We start from the raw sequence: 7,610 nt of genomic DNA on the forward strand, positions 1-7,610 counted from the left end.
CTATGGCCACGGACCCGGCGCGACAACGCTGGAGGACCGCCTGCCGGCCCGGAACTACCCTCCGGAGCAGCGTGAGCCCAAGCACACGGTGAACGAGTGCCGGCGGCACCTGCGGGGATACTCGTGGTTGACGATCGCCCCGAAGGAGTTGGCGGCGCACGGGCGGCGGTGACGCGGCGCACGGGCGGCGCCGCGCGCGGCGGCGTCCGGCGGTGGCGGCTGCGCGGGCGACACGGAGATTGGGTACGCTGTCGGCTGCGTCCCGCTGTGGCGGGGTGCGCGCGGGCGTAGCTCAATGGTAGAGCTTCAGTCTTCCAAACTGACGGTGCGGGTTCGATTCCCGTCGCCCGCTCCAACGGTCTCGGCCCCAGGTCAGAGGCTGCATCCCCGGGCCCGTCGGCCATTCGCCCGCTCTGATCTTGCGGGCCATCCGTGGGCCACTACGCCTCGCTCCGGCGCTCACCACTACGAGCGCCCTACCGCTTCCCGACACGTTCGGCCGCGTCCTCGAAGACCAGCAGATGAGGGGGCTTGCCCGGATACCGGGGGATCTCGACGGGCAGGCCCGGCCGCAGCACCGGGGCGAGGGCGTCGAAGACGCGCGTCACGGCATCGTCGTGAAACTCCTCGAACCGCTCCGTGGCCTGAAGCCACAGTGCGCCACCGGCCAAGACGTCCACCCGGCGGAATGCACCTGTCTCCGTCATCGCCACCTGGCCGCCGAGCTGCGCCGCCAACTCCTTCGGGGCGATCGTCAACCACGAGTATCCCCGCAGGTGCCGCCGGCACTCGTTAACCGTGTGCTTGGGCTCACGCTGCTCCGGAGGGTAGTTCCGGGCCGGCAGGCGGTCCTCCAGCGTTGTCGCGCCGGGTCCGTGGCCATAGGAGATGTGGCCGAACCCCGGATCCCACTTCTCCGCGTAAGCGCGAAGCGTCTTTAGCCATCCCTGCTGCAACCTAAGGCTTTCGGCCGATCCGTCGAGCCGCTCGTCACTTTCCAGCACCGACAGCCGAAGCCATTGAGGCGAGACCGGATGGCGGCGAACAACGAGCGACAGAAGCCGCTTGCCCCGGTGCCCCATCTCGTCGAAGACGCCGATTTCAAGGATCGCCATCTCCGGAAGGTCGCCTAGTTCCTTTCTCAGCCAGGCGAGCCCAGAAGCGGAGCAGTTACGCTCGGCCGTCTTCGCAGGTGCGGTGATCCCCCCGCGCGATATCGCCAGCACGCCGAAGAGGGAACCCGGCTCCCCCGGTCCCTTCGTAACACGGGCGGGGAGGGGTGCAAGCTCGTGCCGCTCGTCGGGCAGCAACCGCGCCGACAACCCCTCCAGCCACTCGTACGCCACCTCACTCAGGTCGCCAGCCGATCCGTCCACGTTCAGCTGGAGATCTACCGGTAGTGGAGTCACGCCTATCACCATTCTTCGAAGCCGAAGCCGAAGCCGAAGCCGCAGCCGCGGTCGCGGTCGCGGTCGATGGGCGAGCAGACTACTGGTTGCCGCTGACCAGCTGCGCCGGCCGTCCTTGCGGCGGGCCTGCCGGGCACTCCGCCGATCCATAGCCGAGGCGATTCCGCGGTCCCGTTCGCTGGTGGCGTGCTGGTAGATCAACGAGGCAACAGGCGACAGGCGACATCCTCGTCCTCAGCGGTCCGGAGCGGCACCCGCATCCGGCACTTACCGATCATCTCTTGACAGCTGTCGATCTATGGACTGGTGTAAGCACCAGACCCATTGACGTCCGTCAGGAGGGCACATGATCGTCCGACGACGGTGGACAGCTGCCGCCACCACAGCGATCCTGGTCAGCGCGGTGCTGTCCCATCCCGGTCCGGGCACAGCGGCACCCGCCGCTCCGGCCGCACCGATCACCCTGAGCGCCTCCGAGACCGCCCTGGTCCGGATGCAGCTACGCGATCAGGCCCAGCTCGACCGCCTGGTCGCGACCGGCGCCGATCTGGCCAACCGACCCCGGGCCCGGGACGGGCGGATCCTCGCCGACCTGGTGCTGACCGGCACCCAACTCGCCGACCTGACCGCGCAGGGCGCGACCGCCGTGCAGATCGTGCAGCGGGCCGGGGACGGCGAGCGGCACTACGTCGATAGCGTCCGCGCGGCTCAGGCCCGCACCGCCGCGGGGCTGCGCGCTCCCGCCGTAGGGAAACGGTCCACGGCCGCCGCCGCGGCCGTGGACACCCTCCAGGTGCAGCAGGCGTACTGGTGGACCACGAGCGGGCAGACGTTCCTGCAGGCCCAGGTGGCCACCACCGCCACCGACGACCCGGACGTGGAGATCACCGTCAGCTGGCGGACGGCCGACGGCGCCACCGGGTCCTTCCCGCTGTCCCGGTTCGAGGACTCCGGCGAGTACCAGTACCACTACGCGCTTCCCCAGCCGGTGCCGAACCGACCGGTCCAGCTGACCGCCACCTCCAGCCTCGGCGGCGTCAGCCGAGCGGTCACGCCGGCCCTCTGGCCGAACGCCACCCCGCCGCCGCTGCCGGCCGGCTACCAGAAGGACTTCATCGACGCGTACCTGACGCCGGTGGACATCCAGGCGCGGATCAAGCGGCTGGCCCGGCAGTACCGGGACCTGGTCGACGTCATCGACCTGCCGAACCGCACCCAGGGGTACCGGCGCAACGCGGTCGCGTACCTGGGCGATCCAGCGGTGGCCGCCGTGGTGGTCGAGTCGGTCCGCTTCGGTGACCAGGGCATGAACGGTGTGCAGGTGCGGACGGTCGACCCGGGCCGGCGGAACCGGCCGCTGACCGTCGCCTACCGCGACCGCGTCCTCACGATCTCGCTCGCCACCGACACCGCCGGCAAGACGGTGAGCACCACCGACGAGGTCGCGGCGGCGATCAACGCCCGCCAACCGAACCGGTTCCGGGCCACCGTCGAGGACGGCTCGGCCGGCCTGCCGATGCCGGTCGCCGGCCCCGCCCGGCTCGACGACGGGCTCCAGGGCACCGAGGTGCCGGCGAAGCCGTGGACGGTCCAGGCGCTGCGCCTCGGTGTGCACCGGGACGGCTCCCGCGTCGGGGTGCTGGCGTACTCCCAGGAGCACGCCCGCGAGTGGGCGACGCCGCTGGTGACGCTGGAGTTCGCCGAGCGGATGCTGGCCAACGCGCGCACCGATCCGGCCACCCGCGAGCTGCTGGAGCAGGTCGACGTGTTCGTCATTCCGACGGTGAACCCGGATGGCGCGAACTACTCGTTCAACGACTACAACTTCCAGCGCAAGAACCTGGTCAACCACTGCACCGGGCCGGCCCGGGACCCGCGCAACCGCACCTCGTGGGGCGTCGACCTGAACCGGAACTACACCGTCGGGTCCTACTTCGACGGGTACGTGGGCGCCAGCGCCAACTGCCTGTCGGGCAACTACGCGGGCACCGCGGAGCTGTCCGAGGCGGAGAGCCGCAACGTCATCGCGCTCGCCGAGGCCCACCCGAACATCAAGTTCGCGATGAACGTGCACTCCTACGGCGGGTACTTCATGTGGCCGCCGGGGGCGTACAAGGCCGACGGGCGGATCACCCTGCCCCGGCCGTCGATCGACGAGTCGAAGATGTTCCTGGACAGCGCGCGGCGCATCGTCGGCGCCATCGCGCAGGAGCGGGGCACGGTCACCTGGCCGTCGCAGACCGGTCCCGTCGCCGACGTGCTCTACTCGGCCGCCGGCAACTCCGCCGACCAGCTCTACTACGAGCTGGGCATCTTCGCCTGGGACTTCGAGGTCGGCAACGACCGGTGGAACGCGACCACCGGCGAGTGGGAGGGCGTCGGCTTCCAGCCGCCGTTCGACGAGGCACACGGCGAGTCCCAGGAGTACGCCGGTGGCCTGGTCGAGATGGTCCGGGTGGCGCGGGACTACGCGGCCGCCCAGTCCGACGCCGGATGACCGTCCGGCGGTGCCGCGCCCGGGTCACGGGCGCGGCACCGCCAGCCGGGCCGACCGCCAGCCGGGCCGACCGCCAGCCGGGCCGACCGCCAGCCGGGCCGACCGCCAGCCGGGGACAACGCTTCCGGCCCGGCCGGCACCGGACGGGCGACCGCCCGAGGCCTCTCACCCGTGAGCGACGGAGACATTTCGCCCGTTTCCGGTCGGTGGCCACCGGGTAGGGGCTTGTACATGGACACGAACAGCACCGCACACCTGACCGGCGGCCCCCGCGACGGCAGCACCCACGACACCGGCGGCGACGCCCTCGTCGAGGTGGAGATCGACGGCATGATGCACCGCTACATCAAGACCACCAAGCAGCACGACGACGGCCGACCGGTCTACAACTACGACGGGATGGTCGCCCCGGACGGCGGCGAGCCCGGCGTCGAGGATCCGGCCGCCCGGGTCGCCTCGCCGCGTGCCGACGCCGAGGGGCACGGCGGCACGCACTGACCGCCGCACGGTCGGGTCGAGCGGGTCCCGCCGTCACGTCAGTCGGATCGGCCGGCCACGGATGAACCGTGGCCGGCCGGGTAAGCAGCGGCCCTGCCTGGTGGGGAGACGACCGGCGTCGCGGGGTGCCGCGACCGGACGCGCGGGCGGGCGGCGTTCGCGCCGGCCCGCCCGGGCGTGCCCGGATCAGTTCGAGGTGATCCAGTTCCAGGCCGAGACGACCCACTCGGTCTGCTGCAGCCACGCCACGCCAAGGCCGGCGAGGAACACCGCGGTCGCCAGGTGCGCCCCCCGCGCGCTGCGCCGCACCCGCCCGAGCTGGCGCTCCAGCACCACCCTGCCGACCAGCCGGGCCAGCGCGAACAGACCGATCGCCACCAGCAGGCTGAGCACCAGCACCAGCAGCGGGCCGGTCAGGTCGCCCTGACCGGAGAGCGCCCAGATCCCCCAGCACACGAAGGCGAAGAGCCCGGCCGCGGCGCTCCACTCGCCGCCGCGACGCAGCTGCGCCAGACGCCAGCTCAGCGGGCGGCGCGGCTCCGTTCCGCCCGGCCAGCCGGTGCCGGTCGGGGCGTGCTCGACGGTCGGGAACGGCTCGGTCCGTGGGGTACGCGGCTCACCCACCGGCGCCACGCCCCGGCGGAAACCGTCCCGCTGCGGCGGCACCCCGACGCCGGCCTGCGGTGGCACCTCCACGGTCCGCTCCGCCCACGGCTGCGTCTGGTCTGCCATCTCGTCCTCCCCCTGACCGGCGACACCACCGCCGCCTGAATCCGAGGGTAGCCACCCGGCAAATCGGTCGCTGAGCCCGTCCGACGCGGCCCGGGACGACGGTGCCGAATCCCACACCGGACGAGGTACGGTCGGCTGATGGGCGACCCGGACCGACGACGACGGCGGCTGCGCCACCACCCCGACTCCGAGCCGGCCGGGCAGGGGGCCGACGGGCCGACGGCCAGCACCGCGGGCGTGCACGACGGCACCGACCCACCGCCCCGCCGTCGCGGCCCGGCCAACGACGAGCGCGACGGCGAGCGCGGTCTGCGCGGGCTGGTCGGCTCCGGCTCGTCGCAGGTGGGGCTCAGCGCCGCGCTGCGCGCCCGAGACGGGGCCCGGCCCACCGACGACGACCTGGCCGAGGCGGAGGCCCGGGTGGTGGTCGTCCGGCGCAACTGGGTGCCCCGCGAGGAGCTGCCCCGCTCGCCGCGCTGACCGCCCGGCCGGGTCAGGGCAGGTCGGGCAGTTGCCGGGTCTGCTCGTACGCGGCCACCTGGGCGATCCGGCGGGCGTGCCGCTCGTTACCGGAGAACGGGGTGTTCAGGAACGCCTCGACGATGGCCGTGGCCTCGTCCAGGGTGTGCTGGCGGGCGCCGACCGCGACGACGTTCGCGTCGTTGTGCTGGCGGGACAGCTGCGCGGTCTCGACGTTCCAGGCCAGTGCGGCGCGCACCCCGGCGACCTTGTTTGCGGCGATCTGCTCACCGTTGCCGGACCCGCCGATGACCACGCCGAGGCTGGTCTCGTCGGCCACCACCCGGTCCCCCGTGTGCAGGCAGAACGTCGGGTAGTCGTCGTCCGGGTCGTAGCTGTGCGGGCCGACGTCGACCACGTCGTACCCCTGCTTGGCCAGATGGTTGGCCAGGTGCACCTTCAACTCGAAACCGGCGTGATCGGATCCCAGGTAGACGCGCATACGGGGCAGTCTGTCAGGCCGCCGTCGGGGACGCCGCAGGGGCGGCGTCCCCGAGCCGGGTTCGTCACACGGCCGTGCGACCGGCCGCTCAGCGGGGCAGTTCGGCGACCACCAGACCGCCACGTGCCTTCGGGGTGAACCAGGTGCTCTTTCGTGGCATCTTCTCGCGGGCCAGGTTCACCGCCACGAAGTCCGCGACGGTCACCGGCGCGATCAGGATCGCCAGCTCGGCCCGCCCGGCGTCGACCTCCCCGGTGAGCCAGCGCGCCGGGTAGTCACCACCCACGTAGGTGATCCGCTTGTCGCCCGGGTCCAGGCCCAGCGCGTCGCGCAGCAGCAGCCGCTCGACCAGGGCGTGGTCGAGGTTCTCCAGGCGACCGTCGGCGTTGCCGGGCAGGCGCACCGCGTACCCCTGACCGGGCAGCCGGAGGTGGACGGTGCCGCCGGCCTCCGGGACCTCGACCGGTCCGTCGAGCGGCTCGATCTCTGCGCCCGCCGCGCGCAGCCGGTCCAGCAGCTCGTCCGGCGTGGTGGTCAGCTCGCTGACCAGCCGGTTGTACGGCTGGATGGCCACCGAGGCGGGCGTGGTGACCACGGCCAGGAAGCGCGGCAGCCCACCGGTCTGGGCGGCCAGGCTGCGGTGGTTGCCGTCGGCGACGACCAGGTCGCCGCCACCGGCGAGGCCGGTCAGCTCGTCCTGTTCCGGGCCGGGGCCGAGCAGCCAGATGGCGTGCGTGCGCCCCGCCTGGTCGGTGTCCGCGGCGGCGGGCGCGCCGGCCGTCTCGGTCGCCGCCGCGAGCGCGGCGTGCAGCTCGTCGCCGCGCCCCGTCTGGAGCAGGAGTACGGGCGAGAGCAGGTGACCGAGCGCGTCGGCCAACGCCACCCGCTCACGCACCTTGGCGATGAAGACGTCCTCGTTGCGGATGACCAGGCCGGGCTCGTCGGCCCGGGTGGAGATCTGGTCGGTGTCCACCATCGCGAACAGGCCGTACGCCGGCTCGTCGTCCGGCGCGCTGATCCGGTAGAGCACCACCACCTGCTCGGCGGGGGTGTAGCTGCCGTCGGCCTTCGCCTCGGCGAGCCGGGCCACCGCGTCCGGCAGCGCGTCGAGGAACGACTTCCCCCGGCTCTCCGGCGCCCGGTGCGGCATCTCGATGCCGAGGGCACTGTGCGGGTTCGCCTCGATGATCGCGGTGATCTCCGCGTCGTCGGCGAACTCGTCGTAGTTCTGCGCGCCGGTGCCGCCGGTGGTGATCCAGGCCCGGGCGATCGGATGTACGACCGTCATGTCCGCTGACGCTACCGGCGACGGCGCCGCGGACAGCGGGGACCCGCACGGCGTCCACCAGATGAAAGCACCAGGCCGGGTGCGGTCAGCCGGCGCGGCCGGACGTGCCCCGGCGGTGCCGGCCGGCGACGGCCGACCCGCCGTTGCCCCGACGGCCGGTCACGGCGGGCCCGGTGGTCGCGTTGCGGCGGGGCGCCGCGGGCGGCCCGGGCACGGGACGCGGTT

Annotated in this window: 7 protein-coding genes and 1 tRNA gene; 4 read left to right on the forward strand and 4 right to left on the reverse strand. The window is 72.8% G+C overall.

Annotated features, from left to right (window positions below; genetic code table 11):
- Nucleotides 1–281 precede the first annotated feature (281 nt).
- Nucleotides 282–355: transfer RNA gene (locus tag EAD98_RS30210), tRNA-Gly, on the forward strand.
- A gap of 121 nt (nt 356–476) precedes the next feature.
- Here the strand turns inward: EAD98_RS30210 and EAD98_RS30785 are convergent.
- The gene (locus tag EAD98_RS30785; protein ID WP_147457532.1) at nt 477–1,409 is read right to left on the reverse strand and encodes a hypothetical protein; all 933 of its coding nucleotides are present in this window, start codon (nt 1,407–1,409) and stop codon (nt 477–479) included.
- A gap of 346 nt (nt 1,410–1,755) precedes the next feature.
- Here EAD98_RS30785 and EAD98_RS30220 point away from each other — a divergent pair, with 346 nt between their 5' ends.
- Both EAD98_RS30220 and EAD98_RS30225 read left to right on the forward strand, forming a co-directional pair.
- Complete coding sequence (locus EAD98_RS30220; RefSeq protein WP_121657349.1) at nt 1,756–3,906, forward strand: M14 family zinc carboxypeptidase; 2,151 nt, start codon at nt 1,756–1,758, stop codon at nt 3,904–3,906.
- A 231-nt stretch (nt 3,907–4,137) separates the two neighbouring features.
- Nucleotides 4,138–4,404, forward strand: a complete 267-nt coding sequence (locus EAD98_RS30225) for a hypothetical protein (RefSeq protein WP_121657350.1) — start codon at nt 4,138–4,140, stop codon at nt 4,402–4,404.
- Nucleotides 4,405–4,590: 186 nt separating this feature from the next.
- On the opposite strand, the gene EAD98_RS30230 is transcribed toward EAD98_RS30225, so the two are convergent.
- A complete protein-coding gene (locus EAD98_RS30230; protein WP_121657351.1) occupies nt 4,591–5,136 on the reverse strand; it encodes a hypothetical protein in 546 nt (181 codons plus the stop codon).
- A gap of 138 nt (nt 5,137–5,274) precedes the next feature.
- Between EAD98_RS30230 and EAD98_RS30235 the strand changes: the two genes are divergently transcribed.
- Nucleotides 5,275–5,616, forward strand: a complete 342-nt coding sequence (locus EAD98_RS30235; RefSeq protein ID WP_121657352.1) for a hypothetical protein — start codon at nt 5,275–5,277, stop codon at nt 5,614–5,616.
- A gap of 13 nt (nt 5,617–5,629) precedes the next feature.
- On the opposite strand, the gene EAD98_RS30240 is transcribed toward EAD98_RS30235, so the two are convergent.
- Together EAD98_RS30240 and EAD98_RS30245 are read right to left on the reverse strand one after the other, a co-directional pair.
- Complete coding sequence (locus EAD98_RS30240) at nt 5,630–6,097, reverse strand: ribose-5-phosphate isomerase (protein ID WP_121657353.1); 468 nt, start codon at nt 6,095–6,097, stop codon at nt 5,630–5,632.
- A gap of 88 nt (nt 6,098–6,185) precedes the next feature.
- Nucleotides 6,186–7,385 (reverse strand): DUF1015 family protein, encoded by a 1,200-nt coding sequence (locus tag EAD98_RS30245; RefSeq protein WP_121657354.1) that lies wholly within the window; start codon nt 7,383–7,385, stop codon nt 6,186–6,188.
- Between the last annotated feature and the right edge of the window lie 225 nt (nt 7,386–7,610).

It is taken from the genome of Micromonospora sp. CV4, assembly GCF_003667455.1.
Lineage (GTDB): Bacteria > Actinomycetota > Actinomycetes > Mycobacteriales > Micromonosporaceae > Micromonospora.